23 protein-coding genes are annotated in these 24160 nt (G+C 29.1%); 1 reads left to right on the top strand and 22 read right to left on the bottom strand.

All coding sequences use genetic code 11. The annotated features are described in order from the left end of the window. Positions 1-197: 197 nt before the first annotated feature. The 15 genes from SPJ33_RS08400 to SPJ33_RS08330 form a co-directional block, all read right to left on the bottom strand. Positions 198-4544, bottom strand: coding sequence for a PolC-type DNA polymerase III (locus SPJ33_RS08400; protein WP_321117517.1), 4347 nt, complete (start codon positions 4542-4544; stop codon positions 198-200). A 71-nt stretch (positions 4545-4615) separates the two neighbouring features. Next, on the bottom strand, positions 4616-5665 hold the full coding sequence (gene ispG / locus SPJ33_RS08395) for a flavodoxin-dependent (E)-4-hydroxy-3-methylbut-2-enyl-diphosphate synthase (protein ID WP_321117516.1): 1050 nt from the start codon (positions 5663-5665) through the stop codon (positions 4616-4618). A 14-nt stretch (positions 5666-5679) separates the two neighbouring features. Next, a complete protein-coding gene (gene rseP, locus SPJ33_RS08390; RefSeq protein ID WP_321117515.1) occupies positions 5680-6693 on the bottom strand; it encodes an RIP metalloprotease RseP in 1014 nt (337 codons plus the stop codon). 11 nt (positions 6694-6704) lie between these two features. Beyond that, on the bottom strand, positions 6705-7862 hold the full coding sequence (dxr, locus tag SPJ33_RS08385; protein ID WP_321117514.1) for a 1-deoxy-D-xylulose-5-phosphate reductoisomerase: 1158 nt from the start codon (positions 7860-7862) through the stop codon (positions 6705-6707). 17 nt (positions 7863-7879) lie between these two features. Next, positions 7880-8842, bottom strand: coding sequence for an AI-2E family transporter (locus tag SPJ33_RS08380; RefSeq protein ID WP_321117513.1), 963 nt, complete (start codon positions 8840-8842; stop codon positions 7880-7882). A gap of 139 nt (positions 8843-8981) precedes the next feature. After that, positions 8982-9776: a phosphatidate cytidylyltransferase gene (locus tag SPJ33_RS08375; protein WP_321117512.1), complete on the bottom strand. Its 795-nt coding sequence runs from the start codon at positions 9774-9776 to the stop codon at positions 8982-8984. A gap of 24 nt (positions 9777-9800) precedes the next feature. Then, positions 9801-10562: an isoprenyl transferase gene (locus tag SPJ33_RS08370; RefSeq protein ID WP_321117511.1), complete on the bottom strand. Its 762-nt coding sequence runs from the start codon at positions 10560-10562 to the stop codon at positions 9801-9803. A gap of 60 nt (positions 10563-10622) precedes the next feature. Continuing rightward, positions 10623-11177, bottom strand: a complete 555-nt coding sequence (gene frr / locus SPJ33_RS08365; protein WP_321117510.1) for a ribosome recycling factor — start codon at positions 11175-11177, stop codon at positions 10623-10625. A 13-nt stretch (positions 11178-11190) separates the two neighbouring features. Then, complete coding sequence (gene pyrH, locus SPJ33_RS08360) at positions 11191-11901, bottom strand: UMP kinase (protein WP_321117509.1); 711 nt, start codon at positions 11899-11901, stop codon at positions 11191-11193. 73 nt (positions 11902-11974) lie between these two features. Next, complete coding sequence (tsf, locus tag SPJ33_RS08355) at positions 11975-12883, bottom strand: translation elongation factor Ts (RefSeq protein WP_321117508.1); 909 nt, start codon at positions 12881-12883, stop codon at positions 11975-11977. Positions 12884-12981: 98 nt separating this feature from the next. Next, complete coding sequence (gene rpsB / locus SPJ33_RS08350; protein WP_321117507.1) at positions 12982-13683, bottom strand: 30S ribosomal protein S2; 702 nt, start codon at positions 13681-13683, stop codon at positions 12982-12984. 210 nt (positions 13684-13893) lie between these two features. Next, entirely contained in the window at positions 13894-14670 is a 777-nt protein-coding gene (codY, locus tag SPJ33_RS08345) for a GTP-sensing pleiotropic transcriptional regulator CodY (protein ID WP_321117506.1), read from the bottom strand. 178 nt (positions 14671-14848) lie between these two features. After that, positions 14849-16939, bottom strand: a complete 2091-nt coding sequence (gene topA, locus SPJ33_RS08340; protein WP_321117505.1) for a type I DNA topoisomerase — start codon at positions 16937-16939, stop codon at positions 14849-14851. Between the two features lie 44 nt (positions 16940-16983). Further along, positions 16984-18051, bottom strand: coding sequence for a DNA-processing protein DprA (gene dprA, locus SPJ33_RS08335; protein WP_321117504.1), 1068 nt, complete (start codon positions 18049-18051; stop codon positions 16984-16986). Positions 18052-18065: 14 nt separating this feature from the next. Further along, positions 18066-19595 carry a YifB family Mg chelatase-like AAA ATPase gene (locus SPJ33_RS08330; protein WP_321117503.1) on the bottom strand — a complete coding sequence of 510 codons (1530 nt, stop codon included), beginning with the start codon at positions 19593-19595 and terminating at the stop codon, positions 18066-18068. 108 nt (positions 19596-19703) lie between these two features. On the opposite strand from SPJ33_RS08330, the gene SPJ33_RS08325 reads away from it, so the two are divergent. After that, the gene (locus tag SPJ33_RS08325) at positions 19704-20069 is read left to right on the top strand and encodes a YraN family protein (protein ID WP_321117502.1); all 366 of its coding nucleotides are present in this window, start codon (positions 19704-19706) and stop codon (positions 20067-20069) included. Positions 20070-20117: 48 nt separating this feature from the next. Here SPJ33_RS08325 and SPJ33_RS08320 read toward each other — a convergent pair whose 3' ends face one another. The 7 genes from SPJ33_RS08320 to rpsP all read right to left on the bottom strand — a co-directional run bounded on the left by SPJ33_RS08320 (position 20118) and on the right by rpsP (position 24154). Beyond that, positions 20118-20924: a ribonuclease HII gene (locus SPJ33_RS08320; protein WP_321117501.1), complete on the bottom strand. Its 807-nt coding sequence runs from the start codon at positions 20922-20924 to the stop codon at positions 20118-20120. Positions 20925-20945: 21 nt separating this feature from the next. Next, positions 20946-21788, bottom strand: coding sequence for a ribosome biogenesis GTPase YlqF (ylqF, locus tag SPJ33_RS08315; RefSeq protein WP_321117500.1), 843 nt, complete (start codon positions 21786-21788; stop codon positions 20946-20948). An 81-nt stretch (positions 21789-21869) separates the two neighbouring features. Beyond that, on the bottom strand, positions 21870-22217 hold the full coding sequence (rplS, locus tag SPJ33_RS08310; protein WP_321117499.1) for a 50S ribosomal protein L19: 348 nt from the start codon (positions 22215-22217) through the stop codon (positions 21870-21872). Positions 22218-22336: 119 nt separating this feature from the next. Continuing rightward, positions 22337-23053 (bottom strand): tRNA (guanosine(37)-N1)-methyltransferase TrmD, encoded by a 717-nt coding sequence (gene trmD, locus SPJ33_RS08305; RefSeq protein WP_321117498.1) that lies wholly within the window; start codon positions 23051-23053, stop codon positions 22337-22339. Beyond that, on the bottom strand, positions 23043-23540 hold the full coding sequence (rimM, locus tag SPJ33_RS08300) for a ribosome maturation factor RimM (RefSeq protein ID WP_321117497.1): 498 nt from the start codon (positions 23538-23540) through the stop codon (positions 23043-23045). The genes trmD and rimM overlap by 11 nt, the downstream gene beginning before the upstream one ends. An 89-nt stretch (positions 23541-23629) precedes the next feature. Continuing rightward, on the bottom strand, positions 23630-23857 hold the full coding sequence (locus tag SPJ33_RS08295; protein ID WP_321117496.1) for a KH domain-containing protein: 228 nt from the start codon (positions 23855-23857) through the stop codon (positions 23630-23632). A gap of 51 nt (positions 23858-23908) precedes the next feature. Continuing rightward, positions 23909-24154: a 30S ribosomal protein S16 gene (gene rpsP, locus SPJ33_RS08290; RefSeq protein WP_321117495.1), complete on the bottom strand. Its 246-nt coding sequence runs from the start codon at positions 24152-24154 to the stop codon at positions 23909-23911. Positions 24155-24160 lie beyond the last annotated feature (6 nt).

Below are 24160 nucleotides of genomic sequence, written 5' to 3'. Positions count from 1 at the left end.
TTATTACCTAAATATAACTAAAAACTTTTTTAATTAAAAACGCAACTAAGAAGTTGCGCTTTAAACAGAAAGAGCGGGCAAAAATTTTTCCCACTCCTTTAATCTAGCTATTAGTAATAATCATCAATTTAAATTCTAGCATATAAGATATTTTTTTTCAAGTACATTTAAATAAATTAGATATCTATGCATTATTTTTAAAATAATGATAATTGATTAGTTTCAGACATTCCTTCTAAGCATCCATGATTATTTAATGTTTCAATTGCTGTTTTTGTAACTTTAGCTCTAAGTCTTAAATCTTCCTTTGATATAAATTCTCCATCTTTTCTAGCTTCAACAATTGCTTTAGCAGCATTATCTCCAACTCCTTGAAGAGCATTTATAGGAGGTCTAAGACCATCTTCTTCAATTATAAATCTAGTAGCTTCTGATTTATAAAGGTCTACTCTTAAAAATTTAAAACCTCTCTTATACATTTCAAACGCCATTTCAAGTGAAGTTATCATTCCTTTTTCTTTTGCACTAACTGAATTTCCAAGATTATAAAGTTCATGAAGTTTTTCATAAACTGCACCTTCACCTTTACATATAAGGTCTGCATCAAAATCATCAGCTCTTACTGAAAAATATGTTGCATAATACGCCTCTGGATAATACACCTTATAATAGGCAATTCTTACTGCCATCATTACATATGCAACTGCATGGCCTTTAGGGAACATGTATTTTATTCTTTTACAAGATTCAATATACCAATCTGGAACATTGTTTTCTCTCATTAATTTTTCATCTTCTTCTGAAAGTCCTTTACCTTTTCTTACCTTTTCCATTATTGTAAACGAAGTCTTTGGTGGTACACCCTGATACATTAAGTAAACCATTATATCGTCTCTTGTTGCTATACAATCTTTAAGTGTAGTATATCCTTCTTTTATAAAATACTGTGCATTATTAAGCCATACATCAGTACCATGAGAAAGACCTGATATTCTAACTAAATCTGCAAAACTCTTTGGTTGTGTATCAACTAGCATTTGTCGAACAAACTTTGTACCAAATTCAGGCAATCCATAACTTCCAACTTCACATTCTAATTCTTCTTTTGTAACTCCAAGTGCATCAGGTTTAGTAAATAAACTAAGTACCTTTTCATCATTAAGTGGTATTGTTTTTGGATCAAGACCTGTTAAATCTTGAAGCATTCTAAGAACAGTAGGATCATCATGACCTAGTATATCAAGCTTTAAAAGTCTTCCACTTATTGAATGATAATCAAAGTGAGTTGTTATTATATCAGTATCATTATCATCAGCTGGATGTTGTATTGGAGTAAAATTATATATTTCATTATCATTTGGAACAACCATTATACCACCTGGATGTTGACCTGTTGTTCTTTTTATTCCAGTACATCCAATTGTTAATCTTTCAATCTCTGCACTTGAAGCTCTTATGCCTCTTTCATCTAGATATTTTCTAACATATCCATATGCAGTTTTTTCTGCTACTGTACCTATTGTTCCAGCTTTAAATACATATCCTTTACCAAAAAGTACTTCGCAGTATTTATGAACAACTCCTTGATATTCTCCAGAGAAGTTAAGGTCTATATCTGGTTCTTTATCTCCTTCAAATCCTAAGAAAGTTTCAAAAGGAATATCATGACCATCTCTTATATAATCTGCTCCACATTCTGGACATTTTTTAGATGGTAAATCAGCTCCAGAGCTTATTGATCCATCTAGGAAAAATTCTGACTTTTTGCAATTTGGACAAACATAATGCGGTGGAAGTCCATTAACTTCTGTTATATCTGACATTGTTGCAACAAAAGAAGAACCAACCGAACCTCTAGATCCAACAAGATATCCATCTTCAAGTGATTTTGCAACAAGTTTTTGTGCTATAAGATAAAGTACAGCATATCCATTATTTATTATAGAATTTAATTCTTTATCTAATCTTTTTTGAATAACTTCTGGTAAATTTTCTCCATAGATTGAATGAACCTTATTCATAACCATATCTCTTATCTCTTCTTCAGCACCTTCAATCTTAGGTGGAAACGTCTCATCTGGTATTGGCTTTATAGCTTCAACCTCATCTGCTATCTTACTAGGATTTAATATTACAACTTCTTTTGCTATATCTTCACCTAAATAAGAAAATTCTTTTAGCATTTCATTTGTTGTTTTTAGATATAATGGAGGTTGTTTATCTGCATCTTTAAATCCCTTACCTGCCATTATTATTCTTCTAAATGCCTCATCTTGAGGTTCTAAAAAGTGAACATCACCAGTTGCAACTACAGGTTTATTAAGTTTTTTTCCTATATTATATATCTTTTTATTTATTTCTCTTAATTCATCTTCATCTTTAACATTTCCTTTTTCGATTAAGAAATTATTATTAGCTATTGGTTGAATTTCTAAATAATCATAAAATTCACAAATCTTCATAACTTCTTCATCGCTTTTACCATCTAATATAGCTCTATAAACTTCACCAGCTTCACAAGCTGAACCTATTATAAGACCATCTCTTAATTCTTGTAATCTACTTTTCTTAGTTCTTGCACTTTTAAAGAAATTATCAAGATGAGCTTCTGAAACTAATTTATATAAATTTTTAAGCCCATTTTGAGTTTTAGCTAAAATTATTATGTGATATGATGGTTGCTTTTTAATATCTATATTTGATAAGAATTCGTTATTTAAATCTTTTAATGTATATATTTCTTTTTCTTCTTTTAGCTTTTTAAAGCATACAAGTAGTATATCAGCTGTTGCCTTTGCATCATCTACAGCTCTATGATGATTTTCAAGAGATATCCCAAGATGTTTTGCAACTATATTAAGCTTAACCTTTTTAAGTTCAGGATATAAAAATCTTGCTAAAGGAACAGTATCAACTACTGTAAAATCAAAATCTAAATTAAGTCTTCTGCAATTATTTTTTATAAACCCTGTATCAAATGCTGCATTATGAGCAACTAATACACTTCCCTTACAAAATTCTAAGAAATTAGGTAATATATTTTCAATAGTTTCACTATCTTTTACCATATCATCTGATATGCCAGTAAGTTCTGTAATTTTATAAGGTATATTTCTTTCTGGATTTACAAATTCACTAAATCTATCAACTATTTTCCCATTTTGAATTTTAACAGCACCAATTTCTATTATCTTATCATTCTTTGATGAAAATCCTGTTGTTTCTAAGTCAAAAACAACATATGAATCATCTAAAGATTCTCCTCTTTCATTAAGTGCCACTAAAGTTCCATCATCAACTAAATATCCTTCAACTCCATAAATAACCTTTACTCCAAATTTCTTTGAAGCACTTTGAGCATCTGGAAAGGCTTGAACTACTCCATGATCTGTTATAGCAATAGCTTTATGTCCCCATTTAGCAGCTCTTTCAATTAATTTACTTGCAGAAACCATACCATCCATAGTGCTCATATTAGTATGTAAGTGTAACTCAACTCTCTTTTCTTCTGCATCATCCATTCTTTCTCTTTTTTTCTTTTTAACTATATCTCTACCCATTATTACTACTTCTCTAGCATAAGTATCATATATAGCTTCCCCTCTTACTTTGCAATAAAGACCTTTTTTAACATTATCTAAAACTTCATCTTTATCCTTCTCTTTTAAGAAGCACTTTACTGTAATTGAACTTGTGTAATCAGTTATATAGAAAGTAAGTATGCTTTTTCCTGTTCTAGTTTCAATTATTTCAGTTTTAAATACTTCACCAGTTATAGCAACATACCCAGAAGTTTCGTCAATATCACATATTTTTATAGATTCTTGACTTATATTTCTCCCTAAAATAGTATTTTCATCTTTAGGCTCTTTTTTATATTTTTGATATCCTTCATTTTGTTGTTTTCTAGGTTGTTCTTTTCTTTCTTTCTTTTGCTTTTTAGAAGAATTATCTTCTAAAGAAGCTTCACTAATTATTCTACCTTTTAAAACATCATCTATAATTTTCTTGTTTTCTTTTGCTTTATTTTCTTCATAATTTGAATCCTCTAAAGAATCATCATATTTTAATTCTATTTTTATCTTTCTTCCAAATATATCATGTATTTGACTAGATACTTTTTTCTCAACATCTTTCTTTTTAAGATGATTTATAATAGCTTCACTTCCATATCTAATAGTTACTCTATTTTCTTTAACATTTTTATGCTTTGAATATAATACATTTTTTGATAATGGATTTTTTCTAACTATATCTAATACAACATCTGACCAATATTTTGTTAAAATATCATCTATACTAGCATCTTTTACATCTTTATAAACTAATAACTCTACTGTTATATTTAATCCTAGATTTGTAGCTATAAGTTTCTTTATCCATTCTTCTTCACTTGGAACTAAATCATCCTTGCACTTCATTATAACTTTCAAAATATTGCTTTTTCTGAAAAATTGAAATCTATTTAATTCTATTTTTTTATCTTCTAATTCATCATTTTTATTTATCTCTTTGTTAATCTTTTTAATGAACTCTTCGCTCAAAGGATTACCTCCATCTTAAAATATTTACCCCCAAAACAAATTTAATTTTGGGGGTATTTAATACTTAAATCTTATAAAGATTCTATCTCCTTTATAAGTTCACTAACTAAATCTTCTTCTTTTACTTTTTTAACTATTTGGCCTTTTTTAAATATTATACCAAATCCTTTTCCACCTGCAATACCAATATCAGCTTCTCTTGCTTCTCCTGGTCCATTAACCACACATCCCATTACAGCAACCTTTATGTTTTTATTAGTATTTTTAAGCTTTTCTTCTACTTCTTCTGCTATCTTTATCAAGTTTATTTCAGTTCTTCCACAAGTAGGACATGAAACAAATTCTATACCTTCTTTTGTATAATCTAGTGCTCTTAATATTTCTTTAGCAACTTTTATTTCTTCAATTGGATCTGATGTTAGTGATACTCTCATTGTATTTCCAATTCCTTCTGCTAATAGCGTTCCAATACCTATACTTGATTTTATTGTTCCTTTAAATACTGTACCTGATTCTGTAACCCCTAAATGCAGTGGATAATTACATTTTTCACTCATAAGTCTATAGCTTTCTATCATCATAGGAACATTTGAAGATTTTATTGAAATAACTATATCATAAAAATTTAAATCTTCTAGTATTTTAACATGTCTTAATGCACTTTCAACTAGTCCTTTAGCGGTTGGTCTTCCATCTCTTTCTAAGATATCTTTTTCTAAAGAACCTGAATTAACTCCAATTCTTATAGGAATGTTTTTTTCTTTTGCCTTTTCAACTACTGCTTTAACTCTTTCAATACTTCCTATATTTCCAGGATTTATTCTAAGCTTTGCAACTCCATTATCAATTGCTTTAAGTGCTAATCTATAATCAAAATGAATATCTGCAACTATTGGAACTTTTGACTTTTCTGTTATTTCTTTTAACGCTTCACAAGCTTCCATATCAGGAACTGCACATCTTACGATTTGACATCCAGCGTCTACTAATTTATCTATTTGTTCTAATGTCTTTTTAACATCTCTTGTATCTGTATTTGTCATTGATTGGATAACAACTGGTTCTTCTCCACCAATTTTTATTCCTCCAACATTAACAATTCTTGTAATCTTTCTATTCATTGTTTTCTTCTCTCCTAAAGATTTATTGGAAATAATATATCCTTAACTGTAACTAAAACCATAAGTCCCATAAGTAATGCAAAACCTACAAAATTTAATGCACCTACAACCTTATCTGGAACTTTTCTTCTTGTAATAAGTTCAATTAAAAGCAGTACAGTCCACCCTCCATCAAGTGCAGGGAATGGTAATAGATTAAACACAGCAAGGTTTATACTTATAAATGCTGTAAAATATAATAAATTCCATATACCAGCTTTTGCAGTTGCCGCTGAAAGTTTTATTATAGTTACAGGACCACCTACATCTGTCTTTAAATCTGCTTTTCCAGTAAATATCATTTTTAATCCTTTAAATGTTTGATTTATTAATGATGCTGTTTGATTAAAGCTTTCTTTAAAACTATCTATTACTGATGGATTTTTAACTACTTCAAAGCTAAATCCTATCATATCCCTTTTTTCTTGTTTATTATACTCTGGCTTTACTTTAAAGTTAAGTATTTCACCATTTCTATCAACTTCTAAATCTACTGGGTTACCTTTTGCAAGTCCTATTCCAATTGTTATATCATCTGGTGAAAATATTTTTTGTCCATCAATTTTCTTAAATGTATCTCCAGGCTTTATCCCTACTTCATAAGCTGGAGTATTATCAATTACTGAATTAACTTTTGGCGTTGTATAACCAAAATGATGTAAGTATACAGTAAATATAACGATAGCAAGAATTAAGTTCATCATAGCACCAGCTAAAATAATCGTGATTCTTCTTAAAGGCGATTTAGATGAAAAACTCCTTTCATCTTCAACCTCTTCTTCCTCACCTAACATTTTTACATATCCACCTATAGGCAATATACCTAATGAATATTTAGTTTCTTTTCCGTCTATAGAAAATATCTTAGGTCCCATACCTATTGAGAATTCTTCTACTTTTACTCCATTTATCTTTGCAAGTATAAAGTGACCAAATTCATGAACTAGTATAAGTACTCCAAATGCTATTATAGCATATACAATATACATTAACTCCCCTCCTAATTATAATTTTTTCTAACATACTCCTTAACCTTTTTATCTAATAAAATTACATTATCTAATGTAACTTCCCTCATCCCCTCTTCTTTAAAATATTCCATACAATGCTCTATTATATCTCCAATTTGAAGATAAGAAATCTTTCCATATAAGAATAATTCTACAACAGCTTCATTTGCACCATTTAAAATAGTTGGCATAAGCTTTCCTTGTTTTCCTGCTTCAAAAGCAAGCTTTAAGCATTTAAAAGTTTCCATGTCTGGCTTTTCAAACGTAAGCTTTTGAATTTCATAAAAATCTATTCCATTAGCTACTGCTTCTTTTCTATTTGGATAATTAAGAGCATATTGTATAGGAAGTCTCATATCAGCAGAACCTAATTGAGCTATTATGCTATTATCTGTGTATTCAACCATTGAGTGTATTATACTTTGTGGATGAACTAACACTTGTATATCATCATAATCACAATCAAATAGCCAATGTGCTTCTATAACTTCAAGACCTTTATTCATTAAAGTTGATGAATCTATAGTTATCTTTTTTCCCATGCTCCAATTTGGGTGATTTAAAGCTTCTTCTATTGATGTATTAAGTAAATCTTCTTTTTTCTTTCCTCTAAAAGGACCACCTGAAGCAGTTAAAATTATCTTCTTTAATGTTTTTAAATCATTTCCTCTTAAACTTTGGAATATTGCACTATGTTCTGAATCTACTGGAAGTATCTTTACTCCATATTTTTTAGCCTCATTCATAACAAGTTCACCTGCAACAACTAATGTTTCTTTGTTTGCAAGTGCAATATCTTTTTTATTTCTTATAGCTTCTATTGTAGGTTCAAGCCCAATCATACCAACAACTGATGTCACTACTGTATCAATTTCGTCAAGAGAAGCTATTTTTTTAAGACCTTCCATACCAAATAAAACTTCTATATCTAATCCTTTTTCTTTTACATAATTATCGATTTTCTCTTTTGATGATTTATCCATCATTCCAACATATTTAGGGTAAAATTCATCTATTATTTCCTTTACCATATCTACAGAAGTATTTGCTGTTATACCTATTAAATTTATATCGTTAGATTTTCTAATTACATCTAAAGTTTGTGTACCTATAGAACCTGTAGCACCTAATATTGAAATATTTTTCATTTTCTTTTCCTCCGTATCTAACCTTCGCAAAAAATATCTTTAACCATAATACTATATAAAGGTCCTACAAAAATCCCTATCATTCCAAAGACCTTTATACCAATATATATAGAAAGAAATATTATCAAAGGATGTATATCTAATTTATTACTCATTAATTTTGCTTCTAGTATTTCTCTTATAACTTGAACTAATATATAAAGACATATTAGTCCAAAAGCTATAATATAGTTTTTTACTATAATATTGTATATTATAATTGGTATAAATACAATTATTGTTCCTACATATGGAAGTAAATCTAAAATACCACAAACTATTCCTAAAATAATTGGATTGCTTATCCTAAATATAATAAATCCTATAATTATTATAATTGTAGATATTAAAATAAGAACCATTTGTATAGCTATAATGCTTCTTACATTTTTTTCACTACTAGATATTCTTTTTATAAAACTTCTAGGAATAATCATTTTTATGTATCCTATTATTTTTTCTCTATCTATTAATATAAAAAATGTACATACATTACCTATAAAATAACTTACTATTCCTTCTCCTGTTGTTAGAGCACCTACTGTTAGCATTTTAGGGCGAAATAGATTCATGATTTCACCTGTTATATCTATATTTCCAAATACCCCTTCTAACATTGTATTAAACTCAACTACAAGACTATTTATAATGCTTATATTGCTCATATAAATATTATTAACTATATTAAATATATTTCTCCCTAAATAATATATTATTAGCAATATAGATATATTTAATAATAATATTGTTAATGTAGCTGATATTTTTTTATTTATATTTAACATAATAAAAAGATCATATAAAGGTGTACTTAATATAAATATTATAACAATCCAAATAAACGGCTTAAAATAACTTTTAATTAGTATTATTGATATGCATATTACTAAAAATAAAATAAGTGCTTCTAGAAGCTTTCTATGTTCTTTTCTTAATTTCAAACCTTAACCCTCCCTTATTTTATATTTATATGCATAAAAAAAAACCTTAGAATTTTCTAATATCTTTAAAAGTTAAGTTAATATATTATTTTTTATATAGTAAAAGAGTTCTAAAAGTTTTTCTTTTAGAACTCTTTTACTATATATGAACTATAAAAGTTAAATAATAAAAAATTACAAGACCTGAGAATAAAATACTATCAAATCTATCTAATATTCCACCATGTCCAGGTATTAAATTGCTGTAATCTTTTATACCAACATATCTTTTTATTGAAGATGCAACTAAGTCTCCAAATTGGCTAAATATTCCACATAATGCACCTATTATAAAGTAATTAAATATAGGCATTATATACATATATTTAGATACTATAATTCCAAATATTCCAGATACTATTGTTACTCCGACTATACCACCAATTGAACCTTCAATAGTCTTTTTAGGACTAACCTTAGGGCATAATTTATGTTTTCCTAAAAATCTTCCTGCATAATAAGCACATGTGTCAGTTACCCATGATCCTATAAATATAAGCCAAACTAAATATTGACCACCAACTTTAATATTTATAAGATGTATAAAACTAAATAGTATTCCTACATATAAAAATCCAAGTAATGTTAAGGAAACATCTATAAAAGTATACTTTAAATTTATAATAGGAATCATTAAAAGTATAAACATAGCAAACACAACTAAATATACTAAAGATTCTATATTATTGTTTAAAAGATAATATGCAACTAATAATAAGTAACCTACAATAGATATAGGATTAAACTCTTTTTGCTTTAATGCATTATAAAATTCATATAAACCTAAAATTGATAAAACAAATGTAAATCCTTGTAGCCATATTCCACCTAAAAATATAAATATAATAAAAGGAGCAATAAACAAAGCACCAAGATATCTATTATTTGATTTCACTTTAAGCCCTCCTTATCTATATTTTTATTTTACGCCACCAAATCTTCTATCTCTTTTTTGAAAATCATAAATAGCCTTATGAAGATCTGCTTCTTTAAAATCTGGCCAACAAATATCTGAATACCAAAACTCTGAATAAGCACATTGCCATAATAAAAAGTTGCTTAATCTTTGTTCTCCTGAAGGTCTAATTATTATGTCTGGATCTGGTATTCCTTTTGTATATAAATAGTTTTCAAAAGTATTTTGGTCAATTTCTGAAGATTTTATTACACCTTTTTCTATATCATCAGAAATTAATTTTACAGCTCTTAAGATTTCATCTCTTCCACCATAATTTAAGGCTATATTCATAACTATCCCTTGATTGTTTTGTGTTTTAGTAACTGCTTTATCAATCTCTTCTTGACACTCTTTAGGTAATCTTGAAATGTCACCTAATACATTTATCTTAACCCCATTTTTATGAAGTTCATTAATCTCTTGTCTTAAATATTGTACTAATAATTTCATTAATGCACTTACTTCATCTTTAGGTCTTTTCCAGTTTTCAGTTGAAAAAGCATAAAGAGTCATATACTTAACTCCAAGCTTATCTGCTTCTTTTAAAACTCTACGAATTGTTTCAACTCCTGCTTTATGTCCCATAGTTCTTGGAAGCTTTCTTTTTTTTGCCCATCTTCCATTACCATCCATTATAATTGCAATATGTTTAGGAATATTGTCCATATCAAGGCTGATTTCTTCATTTTCTACAACACTTTCGCCTTTAAAAAATTTAATCATAAGTCTTCCTCCCATTTTTTATATAAAAAACCTGCTAAAGAGCAGGTTTTTTGGGTTTAACTAGATTGACATTATCTCTTTTTCTTTTGCTTCTATTAATTTATCTATTTCTTTGACAAATTTATCTGTAACCTTTTGGATGTTGTCTTCAGCTTTTTTAACTTCGTCTTCGCTAAGTTCTCCATCTTTCTTTAAGGCCTTTATCTTATCATTAGCATCTCTTCTAATTGATCTTAAAGCAACTTTAGAATCTTCTCCAGCTTTTTTAACATTTTTAACTAAGTTTCTTCTAGTTTCTTCTGTTAATTCTGGTATAACTAATCTAATAACTGTTCCATCATTTGAAGGGTTTAATCCTAAATCTGAAGTAAGGATTGCCTTTTCTATATCCTTTAATATTGTTTGTTCCCAAGGAGTTATTTGTAAAACTCTTGGTTCTGGAGCTGATACATTAGCTACTTGTGTTATTGGACACATACTTCCATAATACTCAACTTGCACTCTATCAAGCATTGTAGGATTAGCTCTACCAGCTTTCATAGTTGATAAATCAACTTGTAAAACACTTATTGTTTTTGTCATTTTTTCTTCGGCATTTTTAATAATGTTTTTCATTAATATCCTCCTTCTACTTTGAAACTAATGTACCTATTTCTTCACCTGAAATAGCTTTTTGAATATTTCCTGGTTCATCTAAACCAAATACTAATATAGGAATATTGTTATCCATGCATAAAGAAGTTGCAGTTGAATCCATTACTTGTAATCCTTGTTCTAAAACTTCTATATATGATAGTTTATCGTATTTCTTTGCATCTGAATACTTATGAGGATCTTTATCATAAACGCCATCAACTTTTTTAGCTAAAAGAATTACATCAGCTTCTATTTCTGCTGCTCTTAAAGCTGCTGTTGTATCAGTTGAGAAGTATGGGTTTCCTGTTCCAGCTGCAAAAATAACAACTCTTCCTTTTTCTAAATGTCTCATAGCTCTTCTTCTTATGAATGGTTCTGCAATTTCCTTCATTTCAATAGCAGTTAAAACTCTAGTGTCTACTCCTACTTGTTCTAGTGAATCTTGAAGTGCTAATGCATTAATACATGTAGCCATCATACCCATATAGTCTGCAGTAGTTCTGTCCATACCTTCACCACTTCTGCCTCTCCAGATGTTTCCGCCACCTACTACGCATCCAACTTCAACACCTGCATCAACTAATTGCTTTATTTCTAAAGCTATTCTTTTTGCAACATTAAAATCTAAACCAAATCCGTTAGTTCCAGCAAGTGCTTCACCAGATAATTTTAGTATCACTCTATTATATTTACAATCTGCCATTATAATCCCTCCAAATATTCATATTATTTTTTAAAAAAAGAGAACACAAAGTGTTCTCTCTCTTAGTTGAAAACTATTTACCCATTTGTGCAGCAACTTCAGCAGCAAAGTCTACTTTTTCAACTTCGATTCCTTCTCCTCTTTCATATCTAACAAACTTTGTTATAGTGATTGGAGCACCTGCTTCTTTTGACTTTTCTTCTAATAACTTAGTTATTGTCTTATCTCCATCTTTAACCCATACTTGGTCAACTAAGCAAACTTCTTTGAAGTACTTTTGGATTCTTCCCATAACCATTTTTTCAACGATATTTTCTGGCTTTCCTTCATTTAAAGCTTGAACTCTGTAGATTTCTTTTTCTTTTTCTAAAGCTTCTTGATCTACTGATTCTCTGTTTAAGAATAATGGATTTGCAGCAGCAACTTGCATACAAACTTCTTTAGCTACTTCTTTAGCTACGTTTGAATCTCCTTCAGTTGAAACTTCAACTAAAACTCCGATTCTTCCGCCACCGTGGATGTAGCTTTCGATAGCACCGTTTTCTACTGATAATTTTTCGAATCTTCTAACTGTCATGTTTTCTCCAAGCTTAGCAACTAAAGCAGTAAGAGTTTCTTGTACAGTAGCATCTCCTAATTTTTCTTTTAATAATTCTTCTACAGTATTAACTGAAGTGTTAGCAGCTAATTCTGCTACTTTTTCAGCAAAGTTTACGAATTCTTCGTTAGCAGCAACGAAATCTGTTTCACAGTTTACTTCTACTATTGAAGCGTTCTTTCCATCTTCTGATACGAAAGTTTTAACTATACCTTCAGCAGCTGTTCTTCCAGCTTTTTTAGCAGCAGCAGCTAATCCTTTTTCTCTTAATACTTCGATAGCCTTTTCTACATCTCCGTTAGTTTCTGTTAAGGCTTTCTTGCAGTCCATCATACCTGCGCCAGTCTTATCTCTTAATTCTTTAACTGATTTTGCAGTAATCATTTAAATTCCTCCTTATTTTTAAACGTAACCCTTACCATTTAGGGTAAAAGGTAAATGAAGAAAATCTTCACCTACCTTTTATACTCTTTCTTCTGAAATTATTCAGCTATTTGTTCACCTTGTCTTCCTTCGATAACAGCATCAGCCATCTTAGCAGCTATTAATTTAACCGCTCTTATAGCATCGTCGTTACCTGGGATTACGTAATCAACTTCTTCTGGGTCACAGTTAGTATCTACGATAGCTACTACTGGAATTCCTAATATTTTAGCTTCTGAAATAGCGTTCTTTTCTTTTCTTGGGTCAACTACGAACATAGCTCCGATGTTTCTTGAATCTAAGTTCTTGATTCCGCCAAGGTTCTTTTCAAGCTTTTCCATTTCGCCTTTTAACTTGATAACTTCTTTCTTAGGAAGAACGTCGAATGTTCCATCTTCTTGCATTCTTTCTAAGTCTTCTAATCTCTTAATTCTTGTTTTGATAGTTTTGAAGTTTGTTAACATTCCACCTAACCATCTATTGTTAACGAAGTGCATGTTTGATCTTATTGCTTCTTCTTTGATAGCTTCTTGAGCTTGCTTCTTAGTTCCAACGAAAAGTATTTCTTTTCCTTCTTCTGAAACTTCTCTTAAGAAGTTGTAAGCTTCTTCAGCCTTTTTAACTGTTTTTTGTAAATCTATTATATAGATTCCGTTTCTTTCTGTGAAGATGTAAGGAGCCATCTTAGGGTTCCATCTTCTAGTTTGGTGTCCGAAGTGTACACCAGCTTCTAATAATTGTTTCATTGATATAACTGACATTTTGTTACCTCCTGGTTTTTCCTCCACTATCGTTATAATTACAAAAAACCTTACAATAAAAGGCACCTATCTTGCAATCTCGATAATGTGTGTATTTTATTACCTAAGATAGTATAACATAAGCTTTTTTTTCTATCAACAAAAATTTAATTTTTTTTATGATTATACAAAAAAATGAGTGGATGAAACCCTCATCCACTCTATTATTTGTTATTTTATTTTTTTTAATTCATCTAATAATTTCTCATTTAATATTCTAATATAAGTACCTTTCATTCCTAATGATCTTGACTCAATAACTCCAGCACTTTCAAATTTTCTTAATGCATTTACAATAACACTTCTTGTTATTCCAACTTTATCTGCAATTTTTGATGCTACAAGTAATCCTTCGCTACCTCCAAGTTCATTAAAAATATGTTCTACAGCTTCTAATTCTGAATATGAAAGAGTTCCTATCGCTAATTGAACAACAGCTTTTTTTCTTGTTTCTTCAGCTAATTCCTCTTGCTTAGCTCTTAACATTTCCATTCCGACAATTGTTGCACTATATTCGCAAAGCACTAAATCATCATCTGTAAAGCTATCCCCAAATCTAGCTAAAAGAAGAGTTCCAAGTCTTTCTCTATTTCCTATTATAGGAACAATAGTTGAAAGCTTGTCCGACATTTCACACTTTCCTATTCCATCAAATACACATACCCCTCTATTAGGTAAATTTGATAATGTTTCAGTCACTCTTAATAATTTTTCATTATAATCACTTGGGAATCTTTTTTCCCAAATTACTTTTTCTTTCATTATTTCACATTCGAAATTTTCTGAGAAGCTATATCCTATAACCTTACCTTTTTTACTTATTATGTAAACGTTACAAGCCAATACGTCACTTAATAGTTCGCAAATATCTTCAAATGCTACTGGTTCAGTACCTGATTTTTGTAGTATTTTATTTAATTTTCTTGCTTTATTAAGTAATGATGACATTAAAAATCCTCCTTTATATAATGAATTTCAGATTCATATTGCCATTTGTTAGTTCTTCAAAATACCTTTAATTTATTAACAAATTCGTAATACCAATACAGTTTATCATACTAAATACTCTATTTCAACAACATTATTATTCTAAAAAGAGGAGATTTAATGTACCATATATATTTTATTATTTATTTTCTTGATCATCGTTTTTTAATTCTTCTTTATATTTACATTCATTATTTGAACATTGAATATAATCGCCTGATTTTTTTGAATATTTTTTAACCATGTAAGATCCACATTCTGGGCATTTCTTCTCAACTGGCTCATTCCAACTTACAAAATCACATTCTGGATATCCTGAGCATCCATAAAATCTTTTTCCAGTCTTACTTCTCTTTGCTAATACCTTTCTTCCACATTTAGGACAAGGAGCCTTTATCTCTTCTACTATAGGTTTAGCATTTTTACATTCTGGATAGCCTGGGCATGCTAAGAACTTACCATATCTTCCTCTTTTTATAACCATCATTCTACCACATTTATCACATGGCACATCACTTACTTCATCTTCTATTACAACCTTTGCCATTTCACTTTCTGCTTTTTCTAGTGAATGCTTAAGTGGCTCGAAAAATTCACCTACAACTGTCTTCCATTGAATTTCTCCTTCTTCAATGTGATCTAGGTTCTTTTCCATGTTTGCAGTAAATTCCACATCTGCTATTTGTTTAAAATACTCACAAATTATATTATTTACTATGAATCCTAGTTCTGTTGGTATTAAAACCTTTTTTTCTCTATTTACATAATCTCTACTCAATAATGTAGAAATTGTAGGAACATAAGTACTTGGTCTACCAATGCCTTTTTCTTCTAGAAGCTTAACAAAAGATGCCTCTGTATATCTTGCAGGTGGTTGAGTAAAATGTTGCTTTCCTTCAAGTAAAGAAGCTTTTAAAACTTCTCCTTCTTCAAGTTCTGGTAATGAATTATCATCCTCTTCACTTATTGCATATTCGTATATTTTCATGAACCCATCAAATTTAATTGTAGATCCAGTTGCCTTAAATTTATAATCTCCATTCATTATGTCAATAGAATTAGTATTTAAGACACATGATTCCATTTGAGATGCTACAAATCTTTTCCATATAAGTGTATAAAGCTTATATTGTTCAGTTGTTAAATTTGCTTTAGCAATCTCTGGAGTTATATTTATATTACTTGGTCTTATAGCTTCATGAGCATCTTGAATATTTTTCTTTCCTTTATATACTTTAGCTTCTTTTGGAAGGTATTCTTCTCCATAATTGTCTAGTATAAAGCTTTTTGCACTTTCTTGTGCTTCTTTTGATATTCTAACAGAATCTGTTCTCATGTAAGTTATAAGCCCTACTGTTCCAAATCCTTTAATTTCTACACCTTCATATAGCCCTTGAGCTACTGACATTGTTTTCTTTGTCATAAAATTAAGCTTCTTACTTGCTTCTTGTTGAAGTGTACTAGTTGTAAAAGGTGCCATAGGATTTTTAAGCTTAGTTCCTTTTTTTATTGACTTAATAACAAAATTATCTTTATCTATTTCGCCTATAACTTTATTTGCTTCAGCTTCATTTTTCAGTTCTATCTTTTTATTTTTATAAGTTGATAACTTTACCTCGAATTTTTTTCTTCCTTTTTTTAACTCACAATCTACAGTCCAGTATTCTTCTGGAATAAACTTTTTTATCTCTTCTTCTCTATCACATATAAGTTTAAGTGCTGCTGATTGAACTCTACCTGCACTTAAGCCCCATTTTACATTTTTCCAAAGTATTGGACTTATTTCATAACCAACTAATCTATCTAATATTCTTCTAGCTTGCTGAGCATCAACTAGATTTTGATTTATTTTTCTAGCATTTTTTATTGAGTTTTTAACTGCTGTTTTTGTTATTTCATTAAATACTATTCTGCATTCATCATCTTGTTCTATATTTAAAAGATTTGCTAAATGCCAAGATATAGCTTCTCCTTCACGGTCAGGGTCAGTTGCAAGATAAACTTTATCTGCCTTTTTAGCAGCTTTTCTTAATGTTTTAAGAAGCTCTCCCTTACCTCTTATTGTTATATATTTTGGTTCAAAATCATTATCTATATCAACACCTAGCTTACTTTTAGGTAAATCCCTTATATGTCCCATAGATGCTTCTACAACATAGTTTTTACCTAAATATTTCCCTATTGTCTTTGCTTTTGCTGGTGATTCTACTATTACTAACTTTTGGCCCATAATTAACTCCATTAATTATATTGGAGTTATTCACCCCCTTAAACTTATCTTACCCTAGCATAATACTCGCCGGGTAAACTTACTATTTCATTTTTAATTTGCAGTTCAAATAATAAACCATATAAAGTCTTTCTGTCAACCTGTGACTTTATAAATATTTCATCAATATGTGTAGGCTTATCATTTATAAATTTTAAAATTTCATTATCTATTAAATCACATTTTTCTTCTTTTTTATCTATATTTTTAATCTTTTCAATCTCTAAAAGCAAATAAAGATCATCAATAGATGTATAAATATGTGCACCATCTCTTATTAAAATGTTAGCTCCATATCCAGTTTTCGAAAAGATAGATTGTGGAACAACTATAACTTCTTTTCCTTGTTCTAATGCATATGTAACAGTAATTAAAGATCCACTCTTTTCTGCTGCTTCTGTAACAACTACTAATTCTGATAATCCACTAATTATTCTGTTCCTTCTTGGGAAATTATATGCATAAGGTTTTGTACCAGGTAAAAATTCTGAAATAATAAGATTATCTTTTCTAATCCTATTAAATAAATTTCTATTTTCAACTGGATAACAAACATCTATTCCACAACCTAGTACAGCTATAGTATTTCCGCCAAATCTTAAACATGTATCATGAACTATAGAATCAATACCTTTAGCGCCACCACTTACAACACATATATCATTTCTAACTAATTCTTTAACTATCTCTCTAGTAGAATTTTCCCCATAAGAACTGTTTTTTCTAGCACCTACAATTCCAACTTTTCTTTTATTTAATAATGCTATATCTCCTACATAAAATAATACATATGGTGGCTCTTTTATATTTCTTAAACTTTCAGGATAACTTGGATCATTTATGGTTATAAAATTTATATTTTTATATTTTAAATCTTCTTTAATAAGTATAGCCTTTTCTAGTTCTTCTTCCCTATTATAATTTACAAAATTTTCATAACCTTTTAAATAAGTTTTTATTATATAGTCAAACTTATCATATATTTCCTTTTCATCAGAAAAATTTCTCATTAATTTTATTTTTTGTAAATTTGTACATTCTAACATTATTAACCATAATATATATTTTTCCATTTGTCCACCTCTTCTTATATAAATTCTCCATTTATATCCTTTCTATATCCTATAGCTTCAATTATATGTTCTCTTTTTATTGTTTTTTGAAGTTCTAAATCAGCTATAGTTTGAGCTACCTTTATAACTTTTCCATAACCTCTTAATGATGGATTATTCATTTTAAAATAATTTTCTAAAACTTCTTTTCCTTCCTTAGATACATTACACAAATTAAAAATATCTTTTCCTTTTATTTCTGCATTTAATTTATAAGGAGTTCCCTTTAATCTATCTTTTTGTATTTTTCTAGCCTCTAAAACTCTTTCTTTAATAGCTTTAGTTTCACCTTTATTATCTTTATTTTTTAATTGATCAAATTTTAATGAAGGAACATAATGAAATATATCTATTCTATCTTTTAATGGCTTTGATAATCTTTTTTGGTATCTTTTAACTTCAATATCACTGCATTCACAATTATCATCTTCTCCATAAATTATAGATCTTTTACCACATGGACATGGGTTAAAAGATCCTATAAGCTGAAAATTGCTTGGCATCTCAACTCTTTCATTTAATCTATCTACTCTAATAATCCCTTCTTCTAAAGGTAGTCTTAATACTTCTAATACTTCTTTTTTAAACTCTAAAATCTCATCTAAATAAAGAACTCCATTATGAGCTAAAGTAATTTCTCCAGGTTTAATATTTCTTCCTCCACCAACTAATGCAATCTTTGAAATAGTATGATGTGGCTCTCTAAAAGGTATTTTTATACTCTTATAATTATCAATCATTCCACATATAGAATAAATTTTTGCAATTTCTATTCTTTCTTCTTCTGTAAGTTTCGGAAGAATTGAAGTAAAAGCTTTCGCAAGCATAGTTTTACCTGATCCTGGATTACCATATAATAAAATATTATGTCTACCAGCTGCTGCAATTTCAAGTGCTCTCTTTGATGAATATTGTCCAATTACAGAGTCAAAATCATTTTCTATTTCCTCATCATAATCATATGTATATTCATTAAAATCTAATGGCAAAATATCTTCACAAATTATATAATCAACGACTTCTTTTAAAGAATTCATACAATATATATTTCCCTTAGATACTTCAAAAGCTTCAAATTCATTTTCTTTTGGTATTATAAAGTTATTAATCTTATCTTCAATTCCGTTAAGTATTATAGGAATTATCCCCTTAGTTTTTTTAAGTTCTCCATTTAATGATAATTCACCTATTATTAAATATTTATCTAAATCTTCCTTTTTAATCTGATTTGATTCTATAAGTATTCCTATAGCAATAGGCAAATCTAATAATGTCCCTATTTTCCTTATATCTGCAGGAGCTAAGTTTATAACTATCCTACCTAAAGGAAACTCAAAACCAGAGTTAATGATAGCTGCTCTAACTCTTTCTTTAGCCTCCTTAACAGATGCATCTGCAAGTCCTACTATATTAAATGAAGGAAGTCCTTTTGATATATCAACTTCAACATTTATCGTAAAACTATTTATCCCAATATTAGTGGCACTTTTTATATTTATAGCCATTTGCCTCACCTCATACATGAGTATTAACACATAGAAATTTTTTAATCATCTATTTTTTGATAATAATCTATGCATATTGGCAATACTTCTCATTAAAGAGGTGTTTTTATGAAAGAATATAATAAAGATGTAGGCTACTACGGAGAAGATATAGCTTCAGATTATTTATATAATAAAGGTTACAAAATCTTAAAGAGAAATTATTCTAATAGATTTGGAGAGATAGATATAATATGTATTAAAAATGATATATTATGCTTTGTAGAAGTAAAAAGTCGGTACAATACTAACTATGGATATGCTATAGAATCTATCAATAAAAATAAAATCAATAATATAAAAAAATTAACAAATTATTTTCTACTTAATAATAAATTTAATGATTATTTTATAAGATTTGATGTAATAGAAGTCTATTTAAATTATAAAGATGATAATAGTAAAGTAATTCATATTAAAGATGCTTTTAGATAAAATAAAAAAGTAGTAATAGTTTTTTTACCATTACTACTTTAAAAATATTTATAATATATTTCTTAAAAAGCTCATTCTATGAATAGGTGTTGCACCATGCTCTTTTATTGCTTCAACATGCTTTGAAGCTCCATAACCTACATTATGTTCAAATCCGTATTCTGGGTAAACTTTTGCCATTTCTTTCATTATATTATCTCTATATACTTTAGCTATAATAGAAGCTGCGGCAATTGATGCACTTTTAGTATCACCTTTTATAACTGATTTATTTTCTCTATCTATTCCCTTAATAGAATATCCATCAGATAAAACAATGCTAGCTTCTTTATGTAATCCATGCACAGCATCAAGAAAAACTTGATTATTACATACTCCTACACCTTTTTCATCTATCTCATCATTTGAACATTCAGAGATATAATAAGCTACTGCTTTTTCTTTTATTGTAATTGCAAGTTCTTCTCTTTTTTTCTCTGATAATTTTTTTGAATCGTTTAAATAAAGAATCATATCATCATCTAATATATCTAAATCTAATATAACAGCTGCTGATACTATAGGTCCTGCAAGAGGCCCTCTTCCAACTTCGTCAACTCCAGCTAAAAGCCTTCCCTTTGCAAAGCCTCTATCAAAGTCATACATCTTTTTTACTCTGATTTTTTCACCTTCAAGTTTCTTTTTTTCCTTAAATATCTTATTTCCAAGACTATTAACATTTTTTCTGCTATCATTTAAAAACTTTTCACCTAAAGATAAAATATCATCATTTGTAAAATCTAAATCAAGATTTTCAAACTCTTCTTTTATGCTTTTATAGCTCATAGTGCTTAAATCACTATTTAGAAGTTTCATAAAATCACTCCATTTAATATACTAAGGTCTTTCTAATGAAATATTACCTATTTTTCCACCTCTAAATTCATCTAGTATTATAACTGATATTCTATTATAATCTATCTCTCTACCTTTCATTATAGCACCTCTTTTTATTGCTATAGCGTCCATTGTTTCAAGTGGATTATCATATACAGTATCTATCTTATATCTTTCAATTAAATTATCAGGATAAAACTCTTGTAATCTTTCAATAAGTCTATATGCTAAATCTTCTATATCCATTATTTCATCTTTTATAGCACCTGTAAATGCAAGATTTAAAGCCGTTTCGTCATCTTTAAATTTAGGCCATAAAACACCTGGAGTATCTAGCATTTCTATATCCATAGATGTCTTTATCCATCTCTTACTCTTTGTTACACCTGGTCTATCACCAGTTTGAGCTATATTATTTCTAGCCATCTTATTTATAAATGTAGATTTGCCTACGTTAGGTATACCAACAACCATAACTCTTGTCATGATTACTTTTAATCCCTTACCTCTAAGTCTTTCGTGTTTTTCTTTTAATAACTCATTAAGTGCTGGCTTTATCTTTTGTAGCCCGCTTCCTTTTAAGCAATTTACTTCAATAGCCATAACATTTTCTTTAGTTAAATGTTTTATCCACTCTTTAGTTACTTTAGGTTCTGTTAAATCACTCTTATTTAACAAAATAAGTCTTGGTTTATTTCCTACTAATTTATCTATATCTGGATTTGCAGAACTTGCTGGAATTCTAGCATCTCTAATTTCTATAACAGCATCTACAAGTTTTAAGTTTTCTTTTATCTCTCTTTGAGTTTTTTTCATATGCCCTGGAAACCAGTTAATTGCCATAAATATTCCTCCTTATATAAACTTAATTATTTTTATCTATAAAAAAAGAGACTTAATTCTAAGTCTCTTCTTTATGGTTAACTATTTTAATAATTCTTTAACCTTAGCAGCCTTACCTACTCTGTCTCTTAAGTAGAATAACTTAGCTCTTCTTACTTTACCTCTTCTTGTAACTTCGATCTTTTGGATCATTGGAGCGTTTATTGGGAAAGTCTTTTCAACACCTGTTCCGTAAGCTAATCTTCTTACAGTGAAAGTTTCTCTTAAACCACCATTTTGTTTCTTTATAACAGTTCCTTCAAATACTTGAATTCTTTCTCTGTTACCTTCTTTGATTAATTGGTGAACTTTTACGTTATCCCCAACGTTGAAGCTTGGTAAGTCTGTTCTTATTTGTTCTTGTTCGATTGCTCTTAAAATTTCGTTCATTGTGCATTCCCTCCTAAATAATTAATTCTGACGTTCTTTCCGGAGCTATAATCCAAAAGAGGAACGCCCGTACTAGCACAAAAGCTATTCTATCATAAATTGTTAGCTATTGCAATAATTTATCTATTATCCTCTTTTAATAATTTTTTATCTTCTTTTGTAAGCTCTATTTTTTCAAATAAATCTTTTCTTCTTTCTTTTGTTATAATTAGAGATTGTTTTCTTCTCCATTTTCTTATATTTTCATGATGGCCTGATAATAAAACTTCTGGAACCTTTACTCCTTCAAATTCTTCTGGTCTTGTATATTGAGGATATTCTAAAAGTCCGTCTGAAAATGATTCATCCATAAAGCTTTCTTCTTTTCCTAACACACCTGGTTTTAATCTTAAAATAGAATCTATAACTGGTATTGCAGCCATTTCTCCACCTGTTAATATAAAATCTCCAAGTGATATTTCCATGTCTATATGTTCATATACTCTTTCATCAATACCTTCATAGTGTCCACATATAAATATTAAATTATCTTCCTTCGCAAGTGTCTTTGAAAGTTCATGATTAAATTTTTTCCCTCTAGGTCCTAAGAATACAACTTTTCCTGAATTATTCTTTTTACATTCTCTTATAGCATCTACAATAGGTTGTGGTGACATAACCATGCCCGCACCACCCCCATAAGGATAATCATCAACTTTTTTATTTTTATGCTTAGTATAATCTCTTATATTAAGACATTCAATATCTATTAACCCCTTTTCCTTAGCTTTACCTATTATACTATGGTTAAATATAGAAAACATCTCGGGGAAAAGAGTTAAAATACTAATCTTCATCTTGCCATTCTCCTACTGGTCTTATAACGATCTTTTCATTATCTAAATCTATATCTAAAACTATTGTCTTAAGAACAGGAATTAATAACTCTTTTGGTTCTCTTATCCAATATACATCATTATTTTTTGTTTCTATAACATCGTATATAGGTCCAAGATCCTTACCTTCAGTATCAAATACATGTATACCTATAAGATCTGCAACATAATAAGTATCTTCTGGAAGTTCTGGTTCTCTATCTCTTGGAACTTCTATTATTTTATTTTTATATGTTTCAGCTTCATCAATTGAATTTATTCCTTCTATTTTTAATATAACTCTATCTTTTTGGAATTTTACACCTTCAATTGCTCTTTCAACTCCATTTATAAAGATAGTTCCATATCTTTTAAAATTATTTACGTCAGAAGTTGATGGCATAACTTTAACTTCGCCTTTTAATCCATGAGTATTTACTATTTTACCTACTCTAAAAAATTCTCCCATTAAATTTCACCTCTTTTTTATAATTATCAAAATAATAAAAATTTATCCTTATATTATACAAAAAAGAGTTAGGACAAGGCCTAACTCTTTTAAATTATTTCAACTACTACTCTTTTTTCTTCTTTTATTGCTGCAGCCTTTACTACGGTTCTAATAGCTTTTGCTATTCTTCCCTGTTTTCCAATAACCTTGCCCATATCTTCTGGTGCAACCTTAAGTTCTATAGTAACAGAGTTATCATTTATAATCTCATTTACTTTAACTTCATTAGGCTTATCCACAAGAGACTTAGCTATTATTTCAACTAATTCCTTCATAAGTGCTCTGCATATAGTATATGTACTAGGTGCAGTATTCACCTCCTAAAATTACTTGTTTAGGCCTGCTTTAACGAAAAGCTTCTTAACTACATCTGTTGGTTGAGCACCATTTTGTAACCATTTGTTAGCTTTTTCTTCGTTGATTTTGATTTGAGCTGGTTCTGAAACTGGATTGTAGTATCCGATTTCTTCGATGAATCTACCATCTCTTGGGCTTCTTGAGTCAGCAACTACTACTCTGTAGAAAGGTGCTTTCTTAGCTCCCATTCTTCTTAATCTTATCTTTACTGCCATGTTAAT

The organism is Clostridium sp., assembly GCF_034179595.1.
GTDB lineage: Bacteria > Bacillota > Clostridia > Clostridiales > Clostridiaceae > Clostridium.
This window is presented reverse-complemented; position numbering and strand designations above follow the sequence as displayed.